The sequence below is a fragment of the Pseudomonas sp. THAF187a genome (assembly GCF_009363395.1).
Lineage (GTDB): Bacteria > Pseudomonadota > Gammaproteobacteria > Pseudomonadales > Pseudomonadaceae > Aquipseudomonas > Aquipseudomonas khazarica.
Genome location: NZ_CP045349.1, coordinates 3,630,018 through 3,655,634, shown reverse-complemented (window position 1 = coordinate 3,655,634; position 25,617 = coordinate 3,630,018). Strand labels below are relative to the sequence as shown.

The window sequence follows — 25,617 nt, the reverse complement described above, 5'->3', positions numbered from 1 at the left end:
TCCAAGGCCACTTATATGGTCATCTAGTTGAATGATGACTTAATAGTGGCACCATGATATCGTCGACCGATCAGTCACTTCCGAGTGCCGTGGTTAGCGTGCTGGCAACAAGAACAATTCTCCAGCGGATATCCAATCCCCATTCCTTGGACGGAGAATTTCATGAGCAAATGGCTCGGCAATGTCAGTGTCACCCTCAAGCTCGCTATCAGTTTCGGCCTCGTGCTTCTGCTTACCCTGCTTCTGGCGATCACCGGCTGGGACGGTATCGGCCGTCTCATCGAGCGCGGCCAGCGGGTCATCGAGATCAATGAGGTCAACAACCTGCTCGATGACCTGAGAGTCAACCGCGTGCGTTACGTGATGAGCAACGGCGACAAGGCGCTGGGGGACGAGATGCAGCGTGCGCTCGACCTCTACCGCGCATCGCATGAGCGCATCATGGGCAACTTCAGGTCGGCCGATAACATCCGCCTGCTCAAGCAGCAGAACGGCCAGATCGCCCATTATCAGGAGGCCCTGACGACCATGCGCAGCGCCTTCGCCGACGCCGCTGCGACGCGCCAGGAGATGGGCCGCCTGGCCCGTGAGGTCTTCGCCGAGATCGAGGCCCTCGACGCGGTGATCGCGCGCATGCCGGAGTACGACCCGCAGCGGCAGGTGCGCTACCGGGCCATGCGTGATGCCAAGGAAGGCATCCAGCTGATGCGCTACGAGGTGCGTGGCTACACCGCCAAGGTCAATGCCGACAGCGAAGCCGCGGTGGTTCGCCAGGTGCAGCGAACCGCCGACAGCCTGGCTCAGCTCGAGGTGTCGATGGGCAGCGAGAGTGCGGCGCAGGTCGAGGCCATTCAGCGTGGCTTCGACAGCTACCGGGCGGTGGTGACGGTCTTCCAGCAGGCCAACACGGCGGCGATCGCGGCGCGTGACGAACTGGACCGGACCGGCAACGAAATCGTCAAACTGAGCGATCAGCTCATCCACAACCAGGTGCTGCAGCGTGACAGCGACACGGCCGCCGCCAAGTCCCTGCAGCTGATCACCACGCTGGTGGCACTGGTCATCGGCATCGGTTCGGCGATCCTGATCACCCGGCAGATCACCCGACCGCTGGGCGACACGCTGGCGGTGGTGGAGCGCATCGCCTCCGGCGACCTCACCGATTTGCCGCCGAGCACGCGCCGCGACGAGATCGGCGTGCTGCAGCAAGGCGTCCAGCGCATGGGCCAATCCCTGCGCGAGCTCATCGGTGGCATTCGTGACAGCGTGAGCCAGATCGCCAGTGCCGCCGAAGAACTGTCGGCGGTGACCGAGCAGACCAGCGCCGGGGTCAACAGCCAGAAGCAGGAGACCGATCAGGTCGCGACCGCCATGCAGGAGATGTCCGCGACGGTGAACGAGGTGGCGCGCAATGCCGAGCAGGCGTCGCTCGCGGCCGCCGATGCCGACGCCGAGGCGCACCAGGGCGACCAGGTGGTGAACGAGGCGATCGAGCAGATCGAGGTGCTGGCCGGCGAGATGGTGCGCTCTACCGATGCGATGAACCTGTTGCAGAAGGAAAGCGAGAAGATCGGCAGCGTGATGGACGTGATCAAGGCCGTTGCCGACCAGACCAACCTGCTGGCGCTCAACGCTGCCATCGAAGCCGCCCGCGCCGGTGAGGCCGGGCGCGGTTTCGCCGTGGTGGCCGACGAGGTGCGCGGTCTGGCGCGGCGCACGCAGCAGTCCACCGAGGAGATCGAGGCGCTGATCGGCGCCTTGCAGCGTGGTACCCAGCAGGTGGCGGGCGTGCTGGCGGAAAGCCGTGGCCTGACCGAAGGCAGTGTCGAGCTGGCGCGCAAGGCCGGCTCGGCGCTGGGGGTGATCAACCAGAAGGTCTCCAACATCCAGTCGATGAACCAGCAGATCGCTGCGGCTGCCGAGCAGCAGGGCGCGGTTGCCGAGGAGATCGGCCGCAGCGTGCTCAACGTGCGCGATGTCGCCGAACAGACCGCTGCTGCCAGCGAGGAAACGGCCGCCAGCTCGGTGGAACTGGCGCGACTGGGCAACCATCTGCAGGTGCTGGTCAGCCGCTTCCGCGTCTGAGCCGAGCCGTTGTCGGTGCGCCAGGCGCACCCTGGTTCATCGACCTCTCCCGTGCGGCGCCCGGCAATTGGGCGCCCAATCGCTCAACCCTGTACTAGAGTGGCCTGGGTCCGGCGTGCAGCGCGTGCTGTCGCCGGGCGTGGGCGGCGACGCCGGTTCGCAGCGTCGAACGTGCGCTGAATTTTTTTTCCGGCGCCTGTCGATTCTTCCGTTGCCCGTTCGACTACTGCATAGAACCCCGCCCAGGGTTCACTGTCAGCCGTAGGGAGACGCCCTGCGCGCGATTCGACTCGAACAAGGAGAAAGGCGATGCGTTTCATGGTGATTGTCAAAGCAACCGCAGATTCCGAGGCCGGCATGATGCCCAGCGAGGAGCTGCTGACGGCCATGGGTCAGTACAACGAGGAACTGGCGGCGGCCGGTGTGATCCAGGCCGCCGAAGGCCTGCACCCCAGCTCGAAGGGCGCGCGGGTGCGCTTTTCCGGCGCGCAGCGCACGGTGATCGATGGCCCGTTCATGGAAACCAAGGAGCTGGTGGCCGGTTTCTGGATCTTCCAGGTCGAGTCGCTGCAGGCCTGCATCGACTGGGTCAAGCGTTGCCCCAATCCCATGCCTGGCGAGTCCGACATCGAGATTCGGCAGATCTTCGATGCCGAGGATTTCGGCGCCGAGTTCACCCCCGAATTGCGTGAGCAGGAAGAACGCATTCGCGCACGCATGTGCGCTGAAGACTGAGGAGAGAATCGATGAAAATCCATGCCTATCTGATCTTCGACGGCCAGTGCGAAGCGGCCTTCAACTTCTACGCCGAGCTGCTGGGCGGCAAGCTGGAGCTGATGCGCTTCGCTGACAGCCCGGAGGCCGGCGAGGTGCCGGCGCAGTTCCATGACCGGGTGATGCACGTGTGCCTGACGGCGGGCGACCAGGTGCTGATGGCATCCGACACCATTCCGCAGTACCCGCACGAGGGCATCAAGGGCTGCTCGATTTCCCTGCAGGTGGACAACGTGCCCGAGGCCGAACGGCTGTACGCGGCACTCTCGGCGGGTGGCGAGGTGCAGATGGCGCTGCAGGCCACCTTCTGGGCGACCCGCTTCGCCATGCTCACCGACCGTTTCGGTGTGCCGTGGATGATCAACTGCGTGGTCGATAGCCAGCAGGGCTGACGGCGACAGGGTGCAATCCGGGAACGCGGGATTGCACCCTGCGCGGCATTGCGCTTGAGCCGAGAAAAACTGAGGCGGCTCCTGCACGAGCAGCTATCCGACGGTGCTCGGTGGGAGGGGCTTCAGCCGCGACCAGGCTGGACGCTCGCCGCTGAAGCGCCTGCCGCAAGGCGCAGCCTCCGCCTGTGAGCGCTGCTAGCTCACCAGCGTCAGCGGCTCGGGCTCCTGCTGGAGCTGCACGCCAGCGAGGAATTCCTCGCCCCAGCGGCGGATGTCGTTGTAGCAGACGATATCGAACAGCTCGCGCAGGCGCGCCTGCGCCTCGCTCTTCGGCAGGTTGAGGGCCAGGTAGCAGGTCTGCGCCAGGTCGGCCGGGTCATGCGGGTTGGTCAGCAGCGCCCCCTTGAGTTCGGCTGCCGCGCCGGCGAACTCCGACAGCACCAGCACGCCACGTCCGTCGAGCAGGCCCTGGGCGGCGACGAACTCCTTGGCCACCAGGTTGAGGCCGTCACGCAGCGGGGTGATCCACATCACGTCGGCCATGGCGTACCAGGCGCTGACTTCCTCGAACGGCAGGCTACGGAAGAAGAACTGCAGCGGCGTCCAGCCGATTCGTGCGAAGCGGCCGTTGATGCGCCCCACGGCCTGTTCGATCTGCGTCTGCAGCTCGTCGTAGATGGTCATTTCCTTGGCTGCCGGTACGCACACGGTGACCAGGGTGACCTTGCCGATCAGCTCGGGATTGTCCGCAAGCAAGCGCTCGTAGGCATTGAGCTTTTCCAGGATACCCTTGGTGTAGTCGAGGCGTTCCACCGAGAGGATCAGCTTGACGCCCTTCATCTCCTCACGCAGCTGGCCCATCAGCTCCTTGATCTTCGGCGCCTCCAGGGCGCTGCGCACGCGGTCGATGTCCAGCCCGACCGGATGGGCGCCGAGCTTGACCTGGCGGGTGCCGGTGTCGAGGGCGGTGGTCATGCGCTCCAGGCCCACGGCGCAACCGTAGGTGATGAAGCGCGGCGCGCAGTTCTGCCGTTCCAGGGTCTTGAGCGGGAACACGCCACGGGCGACGTCGACGAAGTTCTCCACCTGGCGCGGAATGTGGAAGCCGATGTAATCGCATTGCAGCAGGCTGCCGACGATCTGCCGGCGCCAGGGCAGCACGTTGAACACGTCCGCCGAGGGGAAGTAGGTGTGGTGGAAGAAGGCGATGCGCAGGTCCGGACGCAGCTCGCGCAGGTAGGCCGGGACCATCCACAGGTTGTAGTCGTGCAGCCAGACGATGGCGCCTTCGGCGGCTTCCAGCGCGGTGCGCTCGGCGAAGGCGCGGTTGACCTTGAGGAAGATCTGCCAGTCGTCCTCGTTGAAGGTGGCGCGCTCCCAGAAGGTGTGCAGGGTCGGCCAGAAGGCCTCCTTGGAGAAGCGCTTGTAGAAGATGTCGACCTCTTCCTTGCTCAGCTTGACCCGCGCTGCGGTGAGCTTGGGATAGCGCTCGGCATCCACCGTGGTGTGGCTGTCGAACGGCTCGTCGTCGTCCTCGTGCACGGCCCAGGCGACCCAGGAGCCGGGGCGGCCGTCGCCGAAGAAGCTCAGCAGGGTCGGGATGATGCCGTTGGGCGAGGTGGGACGGCGGCGCTGCAGCTTGCCGGCGGCGTTGCGGTATTCCTCGTAGGGCAGGCGGTGATAGACCATCACCAGCTCGGACTTGCCAGGTTGTGCCGCCTGGCGACGTTCGGCGGCGATGCCGTGCTCGCCGAGGAAGCCGAAGTGGGCGAAGGCCTCGAGGATGCCGCCACAGCCGGGGCGGTTGGCGTGCAGGGTCCGCGAATGATGACGGGTGGCTTCCAGCAGCGCGCCCTCGGACTGGCCGACGCACACGCCATGGAAGCTGGCGCTGAGCATGGACAGGTCGTTGAGCGTGTCGCCCGCGGCCAGCACCTGGTCATGGTTCAGCTCCAGCCAGTCGGCCAGGGCCTTGAGGCTGCTGCCCTTGTTCACGCCTCGGGGCAGGAAGTCCAGGTACAGCTCGGCGGAGTACAGCAGGTCGCAGCCCAGCTGCTCCGCTGCTTCGCGCAGGGCCGGGTTGGCCGCCTGCTCGGGCGTGCAGAAGTAGGAGCAGCGGCGCGCCTGCGGCACGTCCTGGCGTTCCAGGCCGAAGGATTCGATGGCGCTGGCGACCTGGCTCTCACCGGGCCAGTAGGCATCGACCAGGCTCTGCAACGGCTGGATCGGCTGCAGGCTGTCACCGTGCACCAGGGTCGCCCCGACGTCGGCGATGATGTAATCCGGCTGCGGCAGTGTCGGGTCGGCCAGCAGCGGCAGCACCGCCTCCAGGCTGCGCCCGGTGACGTAGGCGAGCTTGATCTCGGGGTGGGCGGCGATGGTCTGATAGAGGCTCAGGCGATCCTCGGGATCGCCGGCGAGAAAGGTTCCATCCAGGTCGGTGGCTAATAGCATCGTTGTTTCTCCAGAAGTGGCCAGTGCGGCGCCGCTCGTTGGCGAGCGGCCAGCAGGCCGGGTTCTGGCTGCTTGGGGTAGGCTCGGGGCCTTGCCGAAACAGCCGGTTGACGTCTTCAGGACACGGGGTTCGGGGTGTCCTCCATGGGGTCGTGTTCATGTGGCGGCGCATCGGGCATCAGCTCCAGCACCGTGGGGCTGGTGCGCAGCATGGGCACGAAGTGGGCGGCGTCGCCGCTGACCAGATCGCTGACATGGCGCAGCCGGTAGAGGGTGTAGGCGGCCAGCAGGCCGAGGGTGCTGGCGAAGTACAGCGGTAGTGCTGTGGCGCCCAGCTGCTCCATCAACACGCCGGCCAGCAGCGGCCCGCAGACCGAGCCGATGCCATTGACCATCAGCAGGCTGGCGGAGCCGGAAAGGATCTCGTCGCTGTGCAACTGGTCGATCAGCTGCGCCACGGCGATGGGGTAGATGGCGAAGGCCAGGCCGCCCCAGATGAAGATGGCGCCGAGCAGCAGCGGTCCGGCGGGCAGCAGGCTCATGACCAGCGCCAGGCCGACGGCCAGCAGCACGACCCAGAGCAGCACCTGGCGGCGGTCGTGACGGTCCGAGTAGATGCCGATCGGCCATTGCAGCAGGGCGCCGCCGAGAATGGTCGCGGTCATCAGCAGGCCGACGCCGGGGGTGTCGAAGCCGGCCAGGCTGGCGTATACCGGCGCCATGCCCCAGAAGGCACCGAGGGCCAGGCCGGACAGGCCGGCGGCGACGATGGCCAGCGGCGCGATGCTCCACAGCTGGCGCAGGTTGCTCGGTGGCGTTTCCGGCAGGCTCGGTTGCGCCTGGCGGGTCAGGGTGATGGGCATCAGCGCGGCGCTGATCAGAATCGCGGCGATGGCGAACAGGGTGAACTGCACCGGGTCGGCCAGGTGCAGCAGTTGCTGGGCCAGGGCCAGGGCACCGAGGTTGACCGCCATGTACACGGCGAACACCTGGCCGCGTTTCTCGTTCGCCGCCTGGGCGTTGAGCCAGCTTTCGATGACCATGTACAGCGTCACCAGGGCCAGGCCGTAGAGCACGCGCAGGCCCAGCCAGATCCACGGGTCGATCAGCAGCAGGTGGAGCAGGGCGGCGATGGCGGCCAGCGCCGCGCAACAGGCGAATGCACGGATATGCCCGATGCGCCGGACCAGCGGAGTCGCCAGCCAGGTGCCGAGGAGGAACCCGACGAAGTACCCGGACATGATCAGTCCGAGCATCGTGGTGGAGTAGCCTTCGGCGACGCCACGCAGGGTCAGTAGGGTGTTGAGCAGACCATTGCCGAGCAGGAGTAACGCGACCCCGCTCAGCAACGAACTGATGGGGGCAATCAGGGACCACATGCGAACTACCCTAGGGAACTGTGCCCTCGATGGCAAGCATGAAGCACGCCATGGTTTTCCTGATGTGTTTACAAGCTATTGATATATATGAAGTATTTTTACTGATAAACGGTCGATCAATTTTTCGGTGGTGCCTGGTGCCCCGTCATGGGGCGTCGCTGGCATCCGGCAGGGGCAGCAGCGGGCGCTGTTCCGCAGGCAGCGTGTGGTTGAGGCGCGCGATGAACGCGTTTATTTCCTCGCGCTCGCGACGCTCGAGCAGGTGGCGCTCGGCGGTGTCCCGCACGCTGCGCGCATGGCGCAGCAGCACCTCACGCTGCGCCGGGCTGCAGGGGCGGTGCAGCAGGTTCTTGAACGCCTGCAGGAGGCTGCTCAGCACGCTGACGTCCGCCGCGCCGTAGGCCCGAATCGGCCCCAGCAGTTGCAGCAGCAACTGGTCCAGCGAGAGTTCGTGGTAGGACAGCCGTGGCGGTTCGTCGGGCAGCGGCACGAAGTCGCGGTCGCCGAGTGCCAGGCGTCTGCTCAGCAGCACGCTGAGCAGGTCGACGGTCTTGATCGCGGTACCCGGATCGTTGATGCCGGGGCTGAGCGCCTTCACGGCGATCTCCGCCATCTGCCGGCAGCCGAAGAAGTAGTGGGTGCTGGCGTACTCCTCGATGAAGAAGTCGAAGCAGTCGAGCAGTTGCTGGCAGACGTCTTCGTCCAGCGGGCGCTCCAGGCGCAGCAGTGGATGGCCCTCGGTGACGAAGAAACCGCGGTGGGCGAGGACCGTCATGCGCACCTGGTGGCGGCGCAGCAAGGCGTTGGCTTCGCTGACGTTGAGGGCCTTGAAGTAGCCGTTGCGCTGCGCATTGATCGTCACCCAGGCGCTGTCGTCCGGCCACTCGGGTTGCTGCTCCCGGTCGGCCAGGTTCGCCTGGCAGGCGTCGAGCTTTTCCAGGCTGGCACCGTAGAGATTGCTGAGAATGTGCTCGACCTGGATGGACTGCGAGATGGAACGGATGAAGTGCACGAACAGGCCCAGGCAGGTGATGCCCAGGGCCAGGGTGATCAGCACGCCGAGGCTCGGCACCCGCTCGCTGTCGCCCTGTTCGATGGTGGTGATCAGCAGCAGCGCATAGAGGATGCTGCCCAGGTAGACGCCGAGGGTCTTCTGGTGCCCCTTGCTGCTGATCAGGCCCGGAATCACCCGTGGCGAGAGCGAGGCCGCGGCGTTGTTGAGCACCACCATGACCATCGAGAAGCTGAACACCATCAGCGAGAGGATGCCGGCCACCAGGGTGCCGAGGATCAGCCTGGCGTTGTCCGCGTTGCGCACCAGGCCGATGTCGAAATTCTCCTTGAGCGCCATCATCCAGGGGCGATATTCGATGGCCATGGTCAGCACGCACAGCAGGAAGAAGCCGATGGCGATCAGCGTCGGGTAGAAGGCCAGGCTGTGGATGATGCGCTGGTAGGCGCGAAAGAGGATGTTGCTGGGTACGGCCATTGGCGAATCCGTCGTGGATGGCGTTGACCGCACTATAGCCGTGAAGCGGGCAGGCGGCAGGCCATAGTGACCGCCGCCCGCCGACTCAGTTCACGCAGACCCGGGCGATGGCGCTGGCCAGCTGCTCCAGGCGCGTGGCATCCAGCCCGGCGACGTTGGCGCGGCCGCTGCCGACCATGTACACGCTGAACTCCTCGCGCAGGCGTTGCACCTGCACCGCTGTCAGGCCGGTGTAGGAGAACATGCCGCGCTGCTCGGCGATGTGCGCGAAGCGCTCGCTCAGACCGTGCGGTGCCAGGGCTTCGACCAGGCCGCGGCGCAGGCTGGCGACGCGCTGACGCATACCTTCCAGTTCGTCCAGCCACAGGCGCTTGAGCGCCTCGTCGCCCAGCACCTGCGCGACCACGGCGGCGCCATGGGCGGGCGGTGTAGACCACAGGTTGCGTGCGATGGACGCCAGCTGGCTGCGGATGTCGAGCAACTTCTCGGCATCGGCGGCGCAGACGATCAGGGCACCGGTGCGCTCGCGATAGAGGCCGAAGTTCTTCGAGCAGGAACTGGTGATCAGCAGTTCGGGCAGCTCGGCGGCGAACAGGCGCACTGCCCAGGCATCGTCTTCCAGGCCATCGCCGAAGCCCTGGTAGGCGAAGTCGATAAGCGGCAGCAGTTCGCGCGCTTTGACCACTTCCAGCACGCGCTTCCAGTCACGCGGAGCGAGGTCGAAGCCGGTGGGGTTGTGGCAGCAGGCATGCAGCAGGACCACATCGCCCTTGGGCAGGTGGGTGAGTGCCGCGATCATGGCCTCCACGTCGAGGCGATTGTCGGCGCCGACGTAGGGGTAGTGGCCGACCTTGAGCCCGGCCTCGGCGAACAGCGTCTCGTGGATCGGCCAGGTCGGGTCGCTCAGCCAGATGCCGCGTCCCGGCAGGCAGTGGCGGATGAAGTCGCCGGCCAGGCGCAGGGCGCCGGTGCCGCCGGGGGTCTGCGTCGCCCCGGCACGCTGCTCGGCGAGCAGGGCGGAACCCGCGCCCAGGACCAGCTCGCTGAGCAGGGCGCCGAACGCCGCGTCACCGTGGCCGCCGACGTAGGTCTTGGTGCGCTCACTGTCGATCAGCTGCTGCTCGGCCAGCTTCACCGCACGCGGGATCGGCGTCAGGCCCTGGGCATCCTTGTACACGCCGACCCCCAGGTCCAGGCGCGCCGGGTTGCTGTCCAGGCGATACGCCTCCATCAGGCTGAGGATCGGGTCGCCGGGCACGCGGGCGACAGTGGCGAAATGGCTCACTTGCGGCCCTCGGCACTGGCGGCGAGTACATCGGTGCGGGCCGCCATGATGAAGTCGTTGCGGTGCAGGCCGCGCATCTCGTGGCTCCACCAGGTGACGGTGACCTTGCCCCATTCGGTGAGCAGGGCAGGGTGGTGACCGACTTCCTCGGCGATGGCGCCGACGGCGTTGGTGAAGGCCAGGGCGTGGCGGAAGTTCCTGAACAGGTAGACGCGTTCCAGCTCCATGTGGTCGCCGCGCACCTCGATGTTCCAGTCGGGAATCTCGCGGATCAGCTCGGCCAGCTCCTCATCGGACACTTTCGGCGCATCGGCGCGGCAGGCTTCGCACTGGGCTTGGGCAAGACTCATTGGGGTTCTCCTGATTGTTCGTGGCCCGGATGCAATCCGGGGCGATGTCTGAGGGCCATCCCGGATTTCATCCGGGCTACTGCTATAGCGATGGTGGACAAGCCTGGCGGCATGTCCACCCTACGCGGCTTTCGGCGGAAACTTCGGGGCATGCAGGCCCAGGCTCATGGCCTGTTGCACCAGCGCCATGATGTCCTGCTGGGCCAGCTCGAACAGGCGCTTGAGCTCCGGCAGGACGAAGTACACCGGTTGCAGGATATCGATGCGATACGGCGTGCGCATCGCTTCCAGCGGATCGAAGGCCTGGTGCTCGGGTACGTCGGACAGGGCGTAGAGGGTTTCCTTCGGCGAGGACAGGATGCCGCCGCCGTAGATGCGTCGGCCTGCCGGGGTGTCGAGCAGGCCGAACTCGATGGTCAGCCAGTACAGGCGCGCCAGGTAGACGCGCTGCTCTTTCGTGGCCTGCAGGCCGAGCTTGCCGTAGGTGTGGGTGAATTCGGCGAACCAGGGGTTGGTCAGCAGCGGGCAGTGGCCGAAGATCTCGTGGAAGATGTCCGGCTCCTGCAGGTAGTCCAGTTCTTCGGGCGTGCGGATGAAGGTGGCGACGGGAAACTGCTTGCTGGCCAGCAGCTCGAAGAAGGTCTGGAACGGAATCAGCGCCGGTACCCGTGCCACGCGCCAGCCGGTGCTGGCTTCGAGCACCCGGTTGATCTCGCCCAGCTGCGGGATGCGCTCCAGCGGCAGGCCGAGCTGTTCGATGCCGTCCAGGTATTCCTGGCAGGCACGGTTCTCGATCACCTTCAGTTGGCGGGTGATCAGGGTGTTCCACACCTGATGCTCGGCCTCGGGGTAGTGGATAAAGCCACTGTCGTCCGGTTCTCGGGCCAGGTACTGCGTGCTCTTCATCGCTGCCTCCTTCAGGGGGCTGTTGTTCTTGTCTTGACCAGAGCATGCCTGCGATCGCTCCGCCGAACAGGGGGCAGTCCAGGCGGGATATGTGCGGACAGGGGGTTAAATCGTAAAGTTTTGATTACGACTTTGGTGGGGTGGCCGGCTTTCAGCTTGCTGTCACGCGAAACTGTCACATATTCTTGACGGGAAAATATGCCGTCGCGGCGAATTTCCAGGCGTGACGGCCCATAACAAGACCCACAAGAGCCTGCGCCATGCGTATCAAGGTCCATTGCCAGAACCGTGTCGGCATCCTGCGTGACATCCTCAACCTGCTGGTCGACTACGGCATCAACGTCGCCCGTGGTGAAGTCGGCGGCGAGCAGGGCAACGCCATCTACCTGCACTGCCCGAACCTGATCAACCTGCAATTCCAGTCGCTGCGCCCCAAGTTCGAGGCGATTCCCGGCGTGTTCGGCGTCAAGCGCGTCGGCCTGATGCCCAGCGAGCGGCGCCATCTGGAACTCAACGCACTGCTCGGCGCTCTGGATTTTCCGGTGCTGTCGATCGATATGGGCGGCAGCATCGTCGCCGCCAACCGCAGTGCCGCGCAGTTGCTCGGCGTGCGGGTGGACGAGGTGCCCGGCATGGCGCTGTCGCGTTACGCCGAGGACTTCGACCTGCCCGAGCTGGTGCGCGCCAACAAGACGCGGATCAACGGCCTGCGCGTGAAGATCAGGGGGGATGTGTTTCTCGCCGACATCGCGCCGCTGCAGAACGAACACGACGACAGCGAGGCGCTGGCCGGCGCCGTGCTGACCCTGCACCGCGCCGATCGCGTCGGCGAGCGCATCTACCACGTGCGCAAGCAGGAGCTGCGCGGGTTCGACTCGATCTTCCAGAGCTCGAAGGTGATGGCGGCGGTGGTCAAGGAGGCGCGGCGCATGGCGCCACTGGATGCGCCGCTGCTGATCGAGGGCGAGACCGGCACCGGCAAGGAACTGCTGGCGCGCGCCTGCCACCTGGCCAGCCCGCGCGGCCAGTCGCCGTTCATGGCCCTCAACTGCGCCGGCCTGCCCGAATCCATGGCCGAGACCGAGCTGTTCGGTTATGGCCCCGGCGCCTTCGAGGGGGCGCGGCCGGAAGGCAAGCTCGGTCTGCTGGAACTGACGGCCGGCGGTACGCTGTTTCTCGATGGTGTCGGCGAGATGAGCCCGCGCTTGCAGGCCAAGTTGCTGCGCTTTCTCCAGGATGGCTGTTTCCGCCGGGTCGGCAGCGACGAGGAGGTGTACCTGGATGTGCGGGTGATCTGCGCCACTCAGGTCGATCTCTCCGAGCTGTGCGCGCGTGGTGAGTTTCGCCAGGACCTCTACCACCGCCTCAACGTGCTCAGCCTGCACATCCCGCCGCTGCGCGAATGCCTCGATGGCCTGGCGCCGCTGGTGGAGCACTTCCTCGACTCGGCCAGCCGGCAGATCGGTTGCGCGCTGCCCAGGCTGGCGCCGCCGGCCCTCGAACGCATGGCGCACTACCACTGGCCGGGCAACGTGCGGCAGCTGGAGAACGTGCTGTTCCAGGCGGTATCGCTGTGCGACGGTGGCACGGTGAAGGCCGAGCACATCCGCCTGCCGGACTATGGCGCGCCGCAGCCGCTGGGCGAGTTCTCGGTGGACGGCAGCCTCGAGGACATTCTCGGTCGCTTCGAGAAGGCGGTGCTGGAGCGTCTGTTCCGCGATCACCCGAGCAGTCGGCAACTGGGCAAGCGCCTCGGGGTGTCCCACACCACCATCGCCAACAAGCTGCGTCAGCATGGCCTGGGCAAGGACTAGGCAGTGCTCATGGCTGGCCGCGCCAGGCCCGGGCCACCCGCTGGCGCAGCGCCTGGCGGTTCTGCAGGCGATGAATCGCCAGTTCGGACAGCTCGGGCCAGTAGGGCGCGACCTCGGCCTGGGCCACTGACAGGCGTGAGGCCAGGCTTTCCCAGACGGGCGGCAGCTGGCCGTGGCCCACGGCGAAGCCACCGTCCTGGTCACGCGCCAGGTAGCGCACGCGCGGTATGCCGGCGAGCAGGATGCGGCCGTAGCACATCAGGCAGGGTTCCAGGCTGACGTAGAGGGTCAGGCCGTCGCGGTCGACCTCGGGGTGCAGGCGTTCGAGCTGGTCGATGACCTTCATCTCGGCATGGGCGGCGCTGTCGAAGCCGTTGGCGAACACCTGGTTGCGGCCGCTGCACAGCAGCTCCTGGCGCTCGTTGACCAGCACCGCGCCGACGGCGTAGCAACCTTCCTCCAGCGCCAGCAGGGCCTGCTCGCAACACATCCGGCCCCAGATGTCCTCGGTGTTGTTGCTGGCCGGCGCCTGTTGCAGGAGGGCGAGATGCTCGGGGCTCATGAAGGTGTCCTCATCCACCACTACGGATTGCCAACAGTATGGCTCGCGTCCACGAGTTCGCCTGCATACGACCATGGTGCAATAGGCAGGCGGGCGGGTGAGGGCGACACTGGGCCCGTACCGATCATCCTGCGTGATTTGGGTGCAAGCGTTTCCGCATTCCTTTTCAGGAATGCCTTGAATGGGCGGGCGACCTGATGGTCGCCCTTTTTTTTTCGGGCTCAGGAAGAGGCGCCAGACGCAGCCAGGGCGGAGTTCGCTGGATGACCTGGTGCCGGGGCATCCGGCTGTGAGCCTTTCAGGCGCCGTGCTGATCGGTCTCTATCAGACTGGAGATGGCCGTAGGGATGCGCTGAGCCAGTTCGTCCATGAGCATCCGTACGGCTGGTGGGCGATAGCGTCTGTTTGGGCTGACCAGGTAGACATCGAATTCAGGAATCTCCCATTCCGGCAGGACACGCACGAGTTCGCCGGTCGCCAGGTGCTGGGCGCATTGAATTTCACCCAGATGGGCGATCCCCAGTCCGGCCCGTACTGGTGCGAGCAACTGGTCCGAGGGCGAGAGGGTGAGTCGCCTGGGTGTGGTGAGTGTCCGTGTCCTGCCGTTGCAGCGCAGCTCGAGCTCTGCAGCGCTGCGTGACTGGACGAGAAAGTCGTAGTGCTCCATCTCGTCCGGGTGCGCCGGTAAGCCCCGCGCCTGTGCATAGCCGGCGCTGGCACAGAGGATGCGGCACACAGTCGCCACCTTGCGCGCGAAGAGATCCGAGTCGGTCATCGCACCGATCCGCACTGCAATGTCGATCGCATTGGCGACGACATCGGCCCGCTGATCCGTGATCTCCATCTCGACATCGACCCGTGGGTAACGGCACATGAACTCCAGCACGATTGGCAGGACGACGAGCTTGCCGAAGGCGCCCGAGGCGGAGAGCCGGACCAGGCCGCGCGGTTCCGCCTCACGGCCGATGAGCTCGGTGGAAAGCATTTCCATCCGGCGGACCAGTGGCCAGGCCTCTTCCAGGAGTTGCTGTCCAGCGTCGGTCAGGCTGAAGGCCGCCGAGTTGCGTTGGACGAGTGCCAACCCCGTCATCTCCTCGAGCCGCGCCAGTCGGCGCGAGAGCGTCGACTTGGCGACATCGTACTGACGCGAGGCGCGCGACAGGCTGCCAGCGTCCGCGATCAGGGCAAACCAATAGAGATCGTCGAGCGAGTAAGGCAGGGTGTTCATTTTTCGGGACGCCCGCATCCATTTTTCGTGTCTATGAGGGCGAATAGTGGACGGCTACATTGCCTCCTGTCCAGGGTGCCTGGAACCGCCCAGCCAAGCAGGAGTCAGCAATCATGAGTGATATCACATCCATTCACTTCCTCACCTTTCCGAACGTCAGCGAGCAGGATCTGCTGGTGCCCTGGGAGTTGTTCCAGGCACTGGCCTGGGGCTTCGCACATGAAGGTCGGCACCTGGACGTGTCGATTGGCGGCTTCGAGCCGGGCCCGGTAGCGACGCACATGGGCACGGAAATCAAAACCAATCGAGTGCTCGAGGCCGACGACCGCTTCGATGTGCTCTATGTGCCTGGAGGCCTGGGCTGTGGTGCCGCTTCCAGCAACCCCGAGATTCTGGAGCTGGTTCGCAAGCACCACGCCGAGGGCCGCTGGGTGGCATCCAACTGCTCCGGCGTGGGTGTTCTGTTCCGTTCCGGCATTCTCGACGGCAAGACGATCACCTGTTCTGTCGCCCTGGCACGCCGCCTGCCGACGCTTGGCGCTGACGTGCTTTCCCCCCGCCTTGCCTGGCACGTGGACGCAGAGAACAGGATCTTCACGTCTGCTGGCGGCGGCACGGCTCATATGAGCACCGTCGCCCTGGTGGCGCAATTCTTCGGCAGCGATAGCGCCAGGGGGCTTGCCGCGAACTGGGATTCGCTCGGGTTGCTCGGTGGTGCACTGCTTCAGGCAGACGGCCCGATCATGGACACGCCTGTCGAACTGGCCGCTGCCGCTCAGGACAGCTTCGAGATGGTCTTCTTGCCCGATTGACCGTCCCGCTCACCGCTGGCCACCCGTGCATTCACTTGAGAACCCTTGAGAGCGACCGCGAGCCATCATGAAAACCCTATCGTGCGACGACAAATCCGGAATCTGCTTCCCGTCCGCCCTGGACGACGCTGCGGCGACCGACGAGGCACCCCTGACCGACACGCAGATCATCTATATCGGTGATCCCATGTGCTCCTGGTGCTGGGGTATCGAACCGGCACTGCGAGAGCTGCATGACCATTGCGAGCTACGGGGATTGTCTTTCTCCATTGTCCTCGGCGGGCTCCGGCCGGGCGGGGGGGATCCATGGAATTCGGAGTTCAAGGCGTTCCTGCGCCAGCACTGGGAGGAGATCGGCGAGGCGACCGGGCAGCCCTTTTCCTTTGACATCCTCGAGCGCGCACACTTTTCCTACGATACCGAACCCGCCTGCCGTGCTGTCGTGACGGCCAGACACATGCTCGCGGGGGCCTCTTCGCGCAAGCTGTACGCCATATTCTCGGCAATTCAGCGCAAGTTCTATGTCGCCAACGCTGATCCGACCCAGCTGGGCTTCTATGAAAGCATCATCGAGGGCGCGGGGCTGGACTTCGCGCGCTTCACCGAATTGTATGAGGGTGACAGCGCTCGCCAATGGACGCGTGGCGATTTCGAGCTGAGCCACAGTTTGCAGGTGCGGGCGTTTCCGACGCTGCTGGCCAGAACCGATAGCGGTTTTGTTCAACTGGCAACCGGTTTCGCCCGCGCAGCATCCCTGATCGTCAAGGTCGAGGACGTGTTTCGCAGCTAGCACGGCGGTGAGCGGGCCGCGATGCGAACCAGGGCGCTAGCTCGCACACCTGGGCATGAACAGGCTTGCGGCTCGCTGTCAGTTCAGGCTAACGCGTCCGTGCCAGTGGAGTAGCGCCCGCCAGTCTCTCGATCAGCGCACGGACGCTGCCCGGCAGCGCATCCAGCTCGCGCACCAGCATGCTGCGCTCGCGTACCGCCCAGTCCTCGTCCAGTTGCAGGACGGCCAGTTGCATGGTGCGGCTGTGCCGACGTGCGGCGGACTCGGGAATGATGCCGATACCCACGCCGCCCTCGATCATCCGGCAGATGGCCTCGAAGCTCGACACCTGGATGCGCAGGGCGAGCATGCCGCCGAGTTTCTCCACCTGTTCGCGCAGGAAACTCTGCAAGGTGCTGCCCTCGTGCAGGCCGATGTGCTGATAGGCGAGGGTGTCGCTGAAACTGACCGACTGCCGTTGCGCCAGGGCATGGCCCAGGGGCACCGCCAGTACCAGGCGGTCGGTGCTGAAGTGCAGCACCTGCAAGCCCGTTGCCTGCACCGGGCCGGCGATGATGCCGAGGTCGGCGGCGCCATCCAGCACGCCGCGCACGATGTCGCGGCTCAGGCGCTCCTGCAGATCGACCGTGACCCCCGGGCGCTCGGCGAGGAAGCCGGCCAGCACCTCGGGGAGGAATTCGGTGACCGCCGTGGTGTTGGCGAAGATGCGGATGTGCCCGGCGGCGTCGGTGCCGTATTCGGTGAACTCGCTTTTCAGGTAGTCCACCTGGCGCATGATCAGCCGCGCATGCTGCAGCAGGCGCTGGCCTGCCGGGGTCAGCTCAACGCCACGGCTGTCGCGGTACAGCAGGCGGCTGCCGAGCTGGCCCTCCAGGGCCTTGATCCGTGCGCTGGCCGCCGCCGGCGAGAGAAAGGCCCGGCGCGCGCCCTGGGTCAGGCTGGGCGACTCGGCGATATGGATGAACAGGCGCAGGTCGGCTAGGTCGAAATGCATGGTGGCCTCGGTGACGGCGCAAAGGTCCACTGGGAGCGATCGGCCGGGGATCGCGGCTAGAAGTCGCCCCTGCGTGGTGAAGGCGTTAAGCATATCCGAACGCTGGATTAAATAAATGGAGATTCTCTGAACGCAGGCCGGGTTGCATGCTCTGCTCCACACAAGAACGAGCCGGAACCCTGCACCATGAGCGACTCTGCTTTCTCTGCCTGGATTGGTCGTAGCGAAGAAGTCCACGACCAGATCAGCCGTAATCTGGTCAAGCGCATCGCCGCCACCCTGGGCGACGCCACGCCTGCCCACGGCGAGGCACTTCCCCCTCTCTGGCACTGGGCGTTCTTCCAGGAGCCCGTGGCCGAGAACGGCCTGGGTACGGATGGTCATCCGGCGCGCGGTGGCTTCCTGCCGCCGGCCGACGACCGCAACCGCATGTGGGCCGGTGGCCGCATCGAGTTCTTCCAGGCGCTGCGTGTCGGCGGCGAGGCCAGTCGTGTGTCGACCATCACGCACATCGAGGAAAAGCACGGCCGCACCGGCGCGCTGCTGTTCGTCACCGTGCAGCACGACTACCTGCAGGACGGCCAGCTGGCCATCCGCGAAGAGCAGGACATCGTCTACCGCGAGCCCAGCCCACCCAAGGCCAGCAGCGGTGAGCCACTGGTCGCCGGGGACTGGCGCGAGGCGGTGACGCCGAGCAGCACGCTGCTGTTTCGCTACAGCGCGGTGACCTTCAACGGCCATCGCATCCACTACGACTGGCCCTATGTCACTGAAACCGAAGGCTACAGCGGCCTGGTCGTGCACGGCCCTCTGATCGCCACGCTGAGCCTGCGCGCCTTCTGCCGCGCCAACCCGCAGGCGCGTCTGCGCCGCATCGCCTACCGCGGCCTGCGTCCGCTGATCGCACCGCAGCCGTTCGAAGTCGGCGGGCGTATCAGCGAGGTCGGCCATGCCGAACTGTGGGCGGGCAACGAGGCCGGCCTGGCGCAGCGCGCCGAGGTGCAATTCGACTGATTGTTCGTAGCCCGGATGCAATCCGGGAAATCGCCCCGGATTGCATCCGGGCTACGGCTCACTGAGGAACTGTGATGAACGCCAGCAACAACGAAGAACTCAATGCCATCCGCGAAGGCGTGCGCGCCCTGTGTGCGGAGTTTCCCGCCGAATACTGGCGCAAGATCGATGAGGAGAAGGGCTTCCCGGAAGCCTTCGTCAGCGCCATGACCGAGGCCGGCTGGCTGTCGGCGATGATCCCGGAAGAGTACGGCGGCTCGGGCCTGGGCCTGGCCGAGGCGTCGGTGATCCTCGAGGAGGTCAACCGCTGCGGCGGCAACTCCGGGACCATCCACGGGCAGATGTACAACATGTTCACCCTGCTGCGTAACGGCAGTGACGAGCAGAAGCGCTACTACCTGCCGAAGCTGGCCAGTGGCGAGCTGCGCCTGCAGTCGATGGGCGTGACCGAGCCGACCACCGGCACCGACACCACCAAGATCAAGACCACCGCCGTGCGCAAGGGCGACACGTACGTGATCAACGGGCAGAAGGTGTGGATCTCGCGCATCCAGCACTCCGACCTGATGATCCTGCTGGCGCGCACCACGCCGCTGGCCGAGGTGCAGCGCAAGTCCGAAGGCATGTCGATCTTCCTGGTCGACCTGCGCGAAGCCATCGGCAACGGCCTGACCGTGCAGCCGATCGCCAACATGGTCAACCACGAGACCAACGAGCTGTTCTTCGACAACCTGGAGATTCCCGCCAGCAGCCTGATCGGCGAGGAGGGCAAGGGTTTTCGCTACATCCTCGACGGCCTCAATGCCGAGCGTACGCTGATCGCCGCCGAGTGCATCGGCGATGGCCGCTGGTTCATCGAGAAGGCCAGCCAGTATGCCCGCGACCGCGTGGTGTTCGGTCGCCCCATCGGCCAGAACCAGGGCGTGCAGTTCCCCATCGCCAAGGCACACATCGAAGTGGAGGCGGCCGACCTGATGCGCTGGCGCGCCTGCGAGCAGTACGACCGTGGCGAGAACGCCGGGGCCAGCGCCAACATGGCCAAGTACCTGGCGGCGGAAGCGTCCTGGGCGGCGGCCAACGCCTGCCTGCAGACCCACGGCGGTTTCGGCTTCGCCAACGAATACGACGTCGAGCGCAAGTTCCGCGAGACCCGTCTGTACCAGGTGGCGCCGATCTCCACCAACCTGATCATGTCCTATGTGGCCGAGCACCTGCTCGAGCTGCCACGCAGTTTCTGAGGAACCGACCATGAGCACGGACACCCAGAAGCTCGCCGCCTTCCTCGCCGAGCTGCGTTACGACGACCTGCCCGAACATGTGCTGGAGCGCACCGAGGACCTGCTGCTCGACTGGCTGGGCTCGGCCCTGGCCAGCGAAGGCGCACGACCGATTCCGCTGTTCGAGGCCTACGCGCAGAAGATGGGCCCGGCCAACGGCCCGGCGCGCATCCTGGTCAACGGCCGGGGTACCTCGGCGTACTTCGCTGCCCTGGTGAATGCCGCGTCCTCGCACCTGGTGGAGCAGGACGACCTGCACAACAGCTCGGTACTGCATCCGGCTACTGTGGTCTTCCCGGCCGCGCTGGCGGCGGCGCAGGACCTCGGCAAGTCCGGCCGCGAACTGCTGCTGGCCTCGGTGGCCGGCTACGAGGCGGGCATCCGCATTGGCGAGTTCCTCGGCCGTTCGCATTACCGCATCTTCCACACCACGGCCACCGTCGGCACCCTGGCGGCCGCCGTGGCCGTGGGCAAGCTGCTGGATTTCGACCAGCAGCAGTTCATCCATCTGCTGGGCAACGCCGGCACCCAGGCCGCCGGTCTCTGGGAGTTCCTGCGCGACGCTGCCGATTCCAAGCAGCTGCACACGGCCAAGGCAGCGGCCGATGGCCTGCTCGCCGCCTACCTCACCGAGCAGGGTTTGACCGGCGCGCAGAACATCCTCGAAGGCGAGCAGGGCATGGCGGCGGGAATGTCCCGCGATGCCGACCCGCGCAAGCTGTCCGATCGCCTCGGGCGGCGCTGGGCGCTGGTGGAGACCTCGTTCAAGTTCCACGCCTCCTGCCGGCATACCCATCCGGCTGCCGATGCCCTGCTGGCGCTGATGCAGCGCGAACGCCTGCGTCACGAGGACATCCAGCGGGTGACGGCCCGCGTGCACCAGGGCGCGATCGACGTGCTCGGCCGCGTGAAGGTGCCGCAGAGCGTGCACCAGGCCAAGTTCTCCATGGGCACCGTGCTGGGCCTGATCGCCGTGCATGGCAAGGCGCAGCTCACCGAGTTCGCCGAGCTGGCGCTGCAGGACCCGGCCGTGGCGGCGTTTCGCGACAAGGTGCAGATGCGCCTGGACCCCGAGGTGGACATCGCCTATCCGCAGCGCTGGCTGGGCCGCGTCGAAGTGCTCACCTGCGATGGCCGCACGCTGTTCAGCGCCATCGACGAGCCCAAGGGCGACCCCGGCAACACCCTCAGCCGCGCCGAGCTGGAAGACAAGTTCCGCCGCCTGCTGGCCTTCGCCGGCAAGCGCAGTGGCGATGAGGCCGACGTGCTGATCGAGCGGGTCTGGGGCCTGCGCGACAGCGCTGACCTGAGCAACCTGGCCTGACGGCTCACTTCGAATTTCCGGTGGATCGGTGAGGCGCGATCCACCCTACGGATTAGGGAACCGCACATGAACAACGCACAACAACCCCGGCCACTGGATGGCATCACCGTGGTCAGCCTGGAACATGCCATTGCCGCGCCGTTCTGTACCCGCCAGCTCGCCGACCTCGGCGCGCGTGTGATCAAGGTGGAGCGTCCGGGCAGTGGCGATTTCGCCCGTGGCTACGACGAGCGCGTCAGCGGCCTGGCCTCGCACTTCGTCTGGACCAACCGCTCCAAGGAGAGCCTGACCCTCGACCTCAAGCAGGGCGATGCCTCTCAGGTGCTCGACAGCCTGCTGGCCAAGGCCGACGTGCTGGTTCAGAACCTCGCGCCCGGCGCCGCCGCGCGCATGGGCCTGTCGTTCGAGGCCCTGCACGAGCGCTTCCCCAGGCTGATCGTCTGCGATATTTCCGGCTACGGCGAGGGCGGCCCCTATGAGCAGAAAAAGGCCTACGACCTGCTGATCCAGAGCGAGGGCGGCTTTCTCTCCGTCACCGGCGGGCCGGGCGAGGAGGAGATGGCCAAGGCCGGTTGCTCCATCGCCGACATCGCGGCCGGCATGTATGCCTACACCGGCGTGCTCTCGGCACTGATGCTGCGTGGCCGCACCGGCGTCGGCAGCCGCGTCGACGTGTCGATGCTGGAGAGCCTCGTGGAGTGGATGGGCTATCCGCTGTACTACGCCTACGAGGGGGCCACGCCGCCGCCACGCGCGGGCGCAGCGCACTCGACCATCTACCCCTATGGCCCGTTCCCGGCCGGCGATGGCGGCACGGTGATGCTCGGCCTGCAGAACGAGCGCGAATGGGCGGCGTTCTGCGACAAGGTACTGGAGCAGCCCGCGCTGGCCGGCGACGAGCGCTTCAGCGCCAACTCGCGGCGCTCGGCCAACCGCAGCGAGCTGCGCGCGATCATCCTCGAGGCCTTTGCACGCATGACTGCGGCGCAGGTGATCGAGCGCCTGGAGCAGGCGCAGATCGCCAACGCCCAGGTCAACGACATGGCCGGTGTCTGGGCCCATCCGCAACTGCAGGCGCGGCAGCGCTGGCGTCAGGTCGACAGCCCCAGCGGCAGCCTGCCGGCCCTGCTGCCGCCGGGGCGCAACAGCGCCTTCGAGCCACGCATGGACGCCATCCCCGCGCTGGGCCAGCACACCGACGCGCTGCTCGCCGAGCTGGGCTATGCCGCCGGCGATATCCAGCGCCTGCACCAGCAGGGGGCCGTATGACCGACAAGCGCTTCCCGGCCGAGTGCCGCCATTCATTGCGCAGGGTGGCCGACGCACGTTGCGTCCAGCACACGCCTGCCAACCGCACAGAGGTGCGAGCATGAACACGCCAATCATCCGCAGCGCCCTGTTCGTGCCGGCCAGCCGTCCCGAGCGTATCCCCAAGGCACTCGCCGTCGGCGCCGATGCCGTGATCGTCGACCTGGAAGACGCCGTGCAGGAGAGCCTGAAGGTCGAGGCCCGGGCCAATCTCGATGCCTTCCTCAGCGCCAACCCCGAGGCGCGCCTGCTGGTGCGCATCAATGCCCCCGAGCATGCCGGGCATGCGGCCGACATCGCTCTGTGCGCCCGGCATGCCGGGGTGGTCGGCGTGCTGCTGCCCAAGGTGGAGTCTGCCGCCCATGTCTCACGTGTCGCGGCCTGTGCCAAACCGGTCTGGCCGATCATCGAGAGCGCGGCGGGGCTGCTGGCGCTGGCGGAAATCGCCCATGCCGACGGTGTCGAGCGCCTGTCCTTCGGCGCGCTCGACCTGGGCCTGGACCTGGGCCTGAGCAGCGGTTCTGCCGCCGCCGAACGCATCCTCGACCAGGCCCGCTACGCCTTGCTCCTGCAGTCGCGCGTGGCCGGTCTGGGCGCGCCGCTGGACAGCGTCTTCCCGGCCATCGAAGACCGTGAAGGGCTCGCCCGCACGGCGCGTGATGCACGCGACATGGGCTTCGACGGACTGCTGTGCATCCACCCCACCCAGGTCGAGATCGTTCACCGCGCGCTGTGCCCGGCCGACGAGGAGCTGGCCTGGGCGCGGCGGGTGATGGCCGCTGCCAGCAGTGGTGCAGGGGTGTTCGTGGTCGACGGGCAGATGGTCGACGCCCCCGTGCTCGGCCGCGCCCGGCTCCTGCTGCAACGTGCAGGGGAGGCCTGCGACTGACAGGCTTGCCGTGTTGCTCTGCCCCTGAGAGGAACCTGAGGTTTTCCAGTGATGTAACCGCACGGTTGCCCCGAGGCAGCCGGCTCTTTCCACGTACCAAGCAAACAACAACAACGAGGTAACGTCATGTTCAGATTCACCGCCAAGGCACTCGCCTGTGCCGCGATCCTTTCCTGTGCCGGCCTGGTCCAGGCTGCCGAGGAGCCCATCATCATCAAGTTCGCCCACGTGGTGGCGGACAACACGCCCAAGGGACAGGGTGCGCTGCTGTTCAAGAAACTGGCCGAGGAGCGTCTGCCTGGGCGGGTGAAGGTAGAGGTCTACCCCAACTCCTCGCTGTTCGGCGATGGCAAGGAAATGGAGGCGCTGCTGCTCGGCGACGTGCAGATGCTGGCGCCGTCGCTGGCCAAGTTCGAGCAGTACGCCAAGCCGGTGCAGCTGTTCGACCTGCCGTTCCTGTTCGATGACATGGCGGCGGTGGACCGCTTCCAGGCCAGCCCGCAGGGGCGTGCGCTGCTGACCTCCATGGAGAGCAAGAACATCACCGGCCTGGCCTACTGGCACAACGGCCTGAAGGTGATGTCCGCCAACAAGCCGCTGCGTGACCCGGCCGACGCCCGTGGCCTGAAGTTCCGCGTGCAGGCTTCCGCCGTACTGGAAGAGCAGTTCAAGGCCGTGCGCGCCAACCCGCGCAAGATGAGCTTCGCCGAGGTCTACCAGGGCCTGCAGACCGGCGTGGTCAACGGCACCGAGAACACCTGGTCGAACTACTACAGCCAGAAGGTGCACGAGGTGCAGAAGTACATGACCGAGTCCGATCACGGCCTGATCGACTACATGGTGATCACCAACACCCAGTTCTGGAAAGGGCTGCCGGCCGATGTGCGCAGCGAGCTGGAGAAGGTCATGGCCGAAGTGTCCGTCGAGGTGAACAAGCAGGCCGATGCGCTCAACCAGAGTGCCAAGCAGGACATCGCCAAGGCCGGCACCACCGAGATCATCGAGCTGACCCCGCAGCAGCGCGCCGAATGGCGTGAAGCGATGCGCCCGGTGTGGAAAAAGTTCGAGAAGGAAATCGGTGCCGAGCTGATCGAGGCGGCGGAGAAATCCAACCAGGGTTGATGCTGCGCTGCACATGAAAACGCCCGGTGCTTGCACCGGGCGTTTTCGTGTTGGAGCAGACGGTCGCGGCTAAAGCCCCTGGCACATTATTCAGCGCCCGGCTTCCTGCATCCACTTCGGCTTGGGATAGCGGCGGTCCGACTTGCCTGCCTTGAGGATGGCGCCGGGTACGTCGTGGCCGATCAGGTCGGGCAGGGTGGCGGCGGCTTCGAGCAGTGCGTCGAGGTTCACGCCGGTGTCCAGGCCCATACGCTGGAACATGTGCACCAGGTCCTCGGTGCAGATGTTGCCGCTGGCGCCCGGTGCGTAAGGGCAGCCGCCGAGGCCGCCGAGCGAGGCGTCGAAGCGGTCGATGCCGGCGTTCAGCGCTGCCAGTGCGTTGGCCAGGCCCATGCCTCGGGTGTTGTGGAAGTGCGCGGTGAACACGGCCTCGGGCCAGCGTTGCAGTGCCGCGCGGCAGATGCGCTCGACCTGCGCCGGGTCGGCCATGCCGGTGGTGTCGCACAGGGTCACGCCCTGTACGCCGATGTCCAGCAGGCGCTGGATCAGCGTCTGTACGCGGCTCTCCGCCACCTCGCCTTCGAACGGGCAACCGAAGGTGGTCGACAGCGAGGCGTTGATGAACACGCCGCTGCCACGGGTGACTTCGATGATCTCGGCGAACTGTTGCAGCGATTGTTCCGGCGTCATGCGCAGGTTGGCCAGGCCGTGGGTGTCACTGGCCGACATGACCAGGTTGATCTCGTCCACCGCGCACGACAGCGCGCGTTCGCAGCCCTTCACGTTGGGCACCAGCACGGTGTATTCGACACCGGCCACGCGCTGGATGCCGCGCATCACTTCTTCGGCGTCGCGCAGGTTGGGAATGGCCTTGGGCGAGGTGAAGGAGGTGACTTCGACCTTGGCCAGGCCGGTGTGGGAGAGGCGGTCGATCAGGGCGATCTTGTCTTCGGTCGGGACGAAGGAGGCTTCGATCTGGAAGCCGTCACGGGTGGCGACGTCCTGGATGTAGAGGCGTTTGCTCATGGGTAGATCCTTGCGGTATTGGCTGGCTGGGAGGCGCGCTTTCCATCCATTGCGGCGCTGACCGGCGGTGTCGTGGTTCTGGTGGACAAGCTTCTTGTCCACCCTACGGGGCTTCGTCATTGCAATGAGCCGCGCCTGCGTAGGGTGGATGGCGCTTTTTCCATCCACCGCTGCGGTACCCGGCGGTGTCGTGGTTTTGCTGGACAAGCTTCGCGTTGTCCACCCTACGGGGCTTCGTCATTGCGATGAGCCGCGCCTGCGTAGGGTGGATGGCGCTTTTTCCATCCACCACTGCGGTGTCCGGTGTTGGCGTGGGTTTGTGTGGACAAGCTTCGCGTTGTCC

Annotated in this window: 22 protein-coding genes and 1 pseudogene; 13 read left to right on the top strand and 10 right to left on the bottom strand. The window is 66.1% G+C overall.

Annotated features, from left to right (window positions below; all coding sequences use genetic code 11):
* Positions 1-162: 162 nt before the first annotated feature.
* The 4 genes and pseudogenes from FIV02_RS25340 to FIV02_RS16930 form a co-directional block, all read left to right on the top strand.
* Positions 163-1,182, top strand: a pseudogene (locus tag FIV02_RS25340) (methyl-accepting chemotaxis protein); the annotation flags it as partial.
* 39 nt (positions 1,183-1,221) lie between these two features.
* Positions 1,222-2,085, top strand: a complete 864-nt coding sequence (locus FIV02_RS25335) for a methyl-accepting chemotaxis protein (RefSeq protein WP_371923286.1) — start codon at positions 1,222-1,224, stop codon at positions 2,083-2,085.
* A gap of 309 nt (positions 2,086-2,394) precedes the next feature.
* On the top strand, positions 2,395-2,820 hold the full coding sequence (locus FIV02_RS16935; RefSeq protein WP_037056390.1) for a YciI family protein: 426 nt from the start codon (positions 2,395-2,397) through the stop codon (positions 2,818-2,820).
* 11 nt (positions 2,821-2,831) lie between these two features.
* Positions 2,832-3,251 carry a VOC family protein gene (locus FIV02_RS16930; protein ID WP_047588526.1) on the top strand — a complete coding sequence of 140 codons (420 nt, stop codon included), beginning with the start codon at positions 2,832-2,834 and terminating at the stop codon, positions 3,249-3,251.
* A 195-nt stretch (positions 3,252-3,446) separates the two neighbouring features.
* Here FIV02_RS16930 and ggpS read toward each other — a convergent pair whose 3' ends face one another.
* The 6 genes from ggpS to phhA form a co-directional block, all read right to left on the bottom strand.
* Positions 3,447-5,705, bottom strand: coding sequence for a glucosylglycerol-phosphate synthase (gene ggpS, locus FIV02_RS16925; RefSeq protein WP_152489268.1), 2,259 nt, complete (start codon positions 5,703-5,705; stop codon positions 3,447-3,449).
* Between the two features lie 116 nt (positions 5,706-5,821).
* On the bottom strand, positions 5,822-7,084 hold the full coding sequence (locus FIV02_RS16920) for an MFS transporter (RefSeq protein ID WP_152489267.1): 1,263 nt from the start codon (positions 7,082-7,084) through the stop codon (positions 5,822-5,824).
* Positions 7,085-7,229: 145 nt separating this feature from the next.
* On the bottom strand, positions 7,230-8,573 hold the full coding sequence (locus tag FIV02_RS16915; RefSeq protein ID WP_152489266.1) for a DUF2254 domain-containing protein: 1,344 nt from the start codon (positions 8,571-8,573) through the stop codon (positions 7,230-7,232).
* A gap of 85 nt (positions 8,574-8,658) precedes the next feature.
* Entirely contained in the window at positions 8,659-9,858 is a 1,200-nt protein-coding gene (locus FIV02_RS16910; protein WP_152489265.1) for an amino acid aminotransferase, read from the bottom strand.
* Positions 9,855-10,208, bottom strand: a complete 354-nt coding sequence (locus FIV02_RS16905; protein ID WP_037056381.1) for a 4a-hydroxytetrahydrobiopterin dehydratase — start codon at positions 10,206-10,208, stop codon at positions 9,855-9,857. The genes FIV02_RS16910 and FIV02_RS16905 overlap by 4 nt, the downstream gene beginning before the upstream one ends.
* Positions 10,209-10,328: 120 nt before the next feature.
* Positions 10,329-11,114, bottom strand: a complete 786-nt coding sequence (gene phhA, locus FIV02_RS16900; RefSeq protein WP_037056375.1) for a phenylalanine 4-monooxygenase — start codon at positions 11,112-11,114, stop codon at positions 10,329-10,331.
* A 260-nt stretch (positions 11,115-11,374) separates the two neighbouring features.
* Here phhA and FIV02_RS16895 point away from each other — a divergent pair, with 260 nt between their 5' ends.
* Positions 11,375-12,928: a sigma-54-dependent phenylalanine hydroxylase transcriptional regulator PhhR gene (locus FIV02_RS16895; RefSeq protein ID WP_037056373.1), complete on the top strand. Its 1,554-nt coding sequence runs from the start codon at positions 11,375-11,377 to the stop codon at positions 12,926-12,928.
* A 7-nt stretch (positions 12,929-12,935) separates the two neighbouring features.
* On the opposite strand, the gene FIV02_RS16890 is transcribed toward FIV02_RS16895, so the two are convergent.
* Positions 12,936-13,490: a nucleoside deaminase gene (locus FIV02_RS16890; RefSeq protein ID WP_152489264.1), complete on the bottom strand. Its 555-nt coding sequence runs from the start codon at positions 13,488-13,490 to the stop codon at positions 12,936-12,938.
* A gap of 298 nt (positions 13,491-13,788) precedes the next feature.
* Positions 13,789-14,718 carry a LysR family transcriptional regulator gene (locus FIV02_RS16885; protein WP_172979171.1) on the bottom strand — a complete coding sequence of 310 codons (930 nt, stop codon included), beginning with the start codon at positions 14,716-14,718 and terminating at the stop codon, positions 13,789-13,791.
* A 113-nt stretch (positions 14,719-14,831) separates the two neighbouring features.
* Here FIV02_RS16885 and FIV02_RS16880 point away from each other — a divergent pair, with 113 nt between their 5' ends.
* Complete coding sequence (locus tag FIV02_RS16880; RefSeq protein ID WP_152489262.1) at positions 14,832-15,530, top strand: DJ-1/PfpI family protein; 699 nt, start codon at positions 14,832-14,834, stop codon at positions 15,528-15,530.
* 67 nt (positions 15,531-15,597) lie between these two features.
* Complete coding sequence (locus tag FIV02_RS16875) at positions 15,598-16,320, top strand: DsbA family protein (protein WP_152489261.1); 723 nt, start codon at positions 15,598-15,600, stop codon at positions 16,318-16,320.
* Positions 16,321-16,408: 88 nt separating this feature from the next.
* Here the strand turns inward: FIV02_RS16875 and FIV02_RS16870 are convergent, their stop codons facing one another.
* The gene (locus FIV02_RS16870) at positions 16,409-17,314 is read right to left on the bottom strand and encodes a LysR substrate-binding domain-containing protein (protein ID WP_152489260.1); all 906 of its coding nucleotides are present in this window, start codon (positions 17,312-17,314) and stop codon (positions 16,409-16,411) included.
* Between the two features lie 186 nt (positions 17,315-17,500).
* Between FIV02_RS16870 and FIV02_RS16865 the strand changes: the two genes are divergently transcribed.
* From FIV02_RS16865 to FIV02_RS16840, 6 genes are all read left to right on the top strand, one after another.
* A complete protein-coding gene (locus FIV02_RS16865) occupies positions 17,501-18,328 on the top strand; it encodes a MaoC family dehydratase N-terminal domain-containing protein (protein ID WP_037056367.1) in 828 nt (275 codons plus the stop codon).
* Positions 18,329-18,402: 74 nt separating this feature from the next.
* A complete protein-coding gene (locus tag FIV02_RS16860; RefSeq protein ID WP_037056365.1) occupies positions 18,403-19,566 on the top strand; it encodes an acyl-CoA dehydrogenase family protein in 1,164 nt (387 codons plus the stop codon).
* 10 nt (positions 19,567-19,576) lie between these two features.
* Positions 19,577-20,929 (top strand): MmgE/PrpD family protein, encoded by a 1,353-nt coding sequence (locus FIV02_RS16855; RefSeq protein WP_152489259.1) that lies wholly within the window; start codon positions 19,577-19,579, stop codon positions 20,927-20,929.
* 66 nt (positions 20,930-20,995) lie between these two features.
* Positions 20,996-22,198, top strand: coding sequence for a CaiB/BaiF CoA-transferase family protein (locus tag FIV02_RS16850; RefSeq protein ID WP_152489258.1), 1,203 nt, complete (start codon positions 20,996-20,998; stop codon positions 22,196-22,198).
* Positions 22,199-22,298: 100 nt separating this feature from the next.
* Complete coding sequence (locus tag FIV02_RS16845) at positions 22,299-23,126, top strand: CoA ester lyase (RefSeq protein ID WP_152489257.1); 828 nt, start codon at positions 22,299-22,301, stop codon at positions 23,124-23,126.
* Between the two features lie 126 nt (positions 23,127-23,252).
* Positions 23,253-24,248 carry a TRAP transporter substrate-binding protein gene (locus tag FIV02_RS16840; RefSeq protein WP_134677224.1) on the top strand — a complete coding sequence of 332 codons (996 nt, stop codon included), beginning with the start codon at positions 23,253-23,255 and terminating at the stop codon, positions 24,246-24,248.
* A 90-nt stretch (positions 24,249-24,338) separates the two neighbouring features.
* Here the strand turns inward: FIV02_RS16840 and FIV02_RS16835 are convergent, their stop codons facing one another.
* A complete protein-coding gene (locus tag FIV02_RS16835; RefSeq protein ID WP_152489256.1) occupies positions 24,339-25,274 on the bottom strand; it encodes a hydroxymethylglutaryl-CoA lyase in 936 nt (311 codons plus the stop codon).
* Between the last annotated feature and the right edge of the window lie 343 nt (positions 25,275-25,617).

Coding starts and splice junctions, on each gene's coding strand:
- FIV02_RS25335 (WP_371923286.1), top strand. CDS start 1,222: ATGGGCCAATCCCTGCGCGAGCTCATCGGTGGCATTCGTGACAGCGTG.
- FIV02_RS16935 (WP_037056390.1), top strand. CDS start 2,395: ATGCGTTTCATGGTGATTGTCAAAGCAACCGCAGATTCCGAGGCCGGC.
- FIV02_RS16930 (WP_047588526.1), top strand. CDS start 2,832: ATGAAAATCCATGCCTATCTGATCTTCGACGGCCAGTGCGAAGCGGCC.
- ggpS (WP_152489268.1), bottom strand. CDS start 5,705: ATGCTATTAGCCACCGACCTGGATGGAACCTTTCTCGCCGGCGATCCC.
- FIV02_RS16920 (WP_152489267.1), bottom strand. CDS start 7,084: ATGTGGTCCCTGATTGCCCCCATCAGTTCGTTGCTGAGCGGGGTCGCG.
- FIV02_RS16915 (WP_152489266.1), bottom strand. CDS start 8,573: ATGGCCGTACCCAGCAACATCCTCTTTCGCGCCTACCAGCGCATCATC.
- FIV02_RS16905 (WP_037056381.1), bottom strand. CDS start 10,208: ATGAGTCTTGCCCAAGCCCAGTGCGAAGCCTGCCGCGCCGATGCGCCG.
- phhA (WP_037056375.1), bottom strand. CDS start 11,114: ATGAAGAGCACGCAGTACCTGGCCCGAGAACCGGACGACAGTGGCTTT.
- FIV02_RS16895 (WP_037056373.1), top strand. CDS start 11,375: ATGCGTATCAAGGTCCATTGCCAGAACCGTGTCGGCATCCTGCGTGAC.
- FIV02_RS16890 (WP_152489264.1), bottom strand. CDS start 13,490: ATGAGCCCCGAGCATCTCGCCCTCCTGCAACAGGCGCCGGCCAGCAAC.
- FIV02_RS16885 (WP_172979171.1), bottom strand. CDS start 14,718: ATGAACACCCTGCCTTACTCGCTCGACGATCTCTATTGGTTTGCCCTG.
- FIV02_RS16880 (WP_152489262.1), top strand. CDS start 14,832: ATGAGTGATATCACATCCATTCACTTCCTCACCTTTCCGAACGTCAGC.
- FIV02_RS16875 (WP_152489261.1), top strand. CDS start 15,598: ATGAAAACCCTATCGTGCGACGACAAATCCGGAATCTGCTTCCCGTCC.
- FIV02_RS16870 (WP_152489260.1), bottom strand. CDS start 17,314: ATGCATTTCGACCTAGCCGACCTGCGCCTGTTCATCCATATCGCCGAG.
- FIV02_RS16865 (WP_037056367.1), top strand. CDS start 17,501: ATGAGCGACTCTGCTTTCTCTGCCTGGATTGGTCGTAGCGAAGAAGTC.
- FIV02_RS16860 (WP_037056365.1), top strand. CDS start 18,403: ATGAACGCCAGCAACAACGAAGAACTCAATGCCATCCGCGAAGGCGTG.
- FIV02_RS16855 (WP_152489259.1), top strand. CDS start 19,577: ATGAGCACGGACACCCAGAAGCTCGCCGCCTTCCTCGCCGAGCTGCGT.
- FIV02_RS16850 (WP_152489258.1), top strand. CDS start 20,996: ATGAACAACGCACAACAACCCCGGCCACTGGATGGCATCACCGTGGTC.
- FIV02_RS16845 (WP_152489257.1), top strand. CDS start 22,299: ATGAACACGCCAATCATCCGCAGCGCCCTGTTCGTGCCGGCCAGCCGT.
- FIV02_RS16840 (WP_134677224.1), top strand. CDS start 23,253: ATGTTCAGATTCACCGCCAAGGCACTCGCCTGTGCCGCGATCCTTTCC.
- FIV02_RS16835 (WP_152489256.1), bottom strand. CDS start 25,274: ATGAGCAAACGCCTCTACATCCAGGACGTCGCCACCCGTGACGGCTTC.